The organism is Photorhabdus akhurstii, from assembly GCF_018448925.1.
Lineage (GTDB): Bacteria > Pseudomonadota > Gammaproteobacteria > Enterobacterales > Enterobacteriaceae > Photorhabdus > Photorhabdus akhurstii.
Genome location: NZ_RCWE01000101.1, coordinates 1 through 873, shown reverse-complemented (window position 1 = coordinate 873; position 873 = coordinate 1). Strand labels below are relative to the sequence as shown.

Here is an 873-nt window from a genome sequence, read left to right as displayed (position 1 = left end):
CATTAGGGATAAAGACACGTTCGATAAGGTTGTTATTTTCATCCAGTCCGTAGACTTTGAGATACAGAATATTGGTTTTTTCCATCATACCTAATTGTGGGTAACGGGCGGCATAGGCTTTACCTTTATACCAAGTGTAAAAAATTTGCTGTTCGCGATCGATAATTAATGGTGCTTGGCTATGCCAGAAAAATATACAATAGACAAAGGGGGGAATAATCAATAGATAAAGTAGAAGGAAACTTATATCAATTATGAGCAACTGGGAGCTACTTGGGTAAAAGGTATAGCGATAATATAAATATTTTCTTAATGAGATCTCTTTATCATTGCCAATATAACGCATATCTTCCATATCCGCAGGTAAATCATTACGTAAATAAAACTCTTCCCCATAATCTTTTTTTGCGTAACCAACCCATCGATGAATAGCTTGCTCATTTTTTTCTCTTGATTCTATAAAATCGTTAACGTTTAACACCAGACTACTAATAATCCCTAGGGTTACTGGGATCAAGTTAATACTCCTAAAACGGCGTTGAGGATTGCGGATATGACACTCCTTATCATCAAGATAGTCCAATATCTCCACGTGCTTAATGGTTTCTGCATCCTTAATATCCGGTGGTGCTGCCAGAATTTCTTTTTCCCAGCGTGCCAGCCGTTGGGCTGGCAAAGGATGAATAGTGGGAAACCATTTTTTGAGTAAATTTCTTAATCGTTGCTTCATTCGGAAAGATCTTCATCAGGGGGACCTAAGCGATCCAATTCGGCCAGAATCAACGGAATTTGAGCTTCTAAATCGGCAGGTCTTTTATCTTTACTCCACCAGATAAGCGGCTCACGGCGTTTATAATCCACCTTACTGACCGC

Annotated in this window: 1 pseudogene; it reads right to left on the bottom strand. The window is 38.9% G+C overall.

Features of this window, described 5'->3' with window-relative positions:
* Nucleotides 1-730: pseudogene (locus tag EAE93_RS23915) on the bottom strand (hypothetical protein); the annotation flags it as partial.
* Between the last annotated feature and the right edge of the window lie 143 nt (nt 731-873).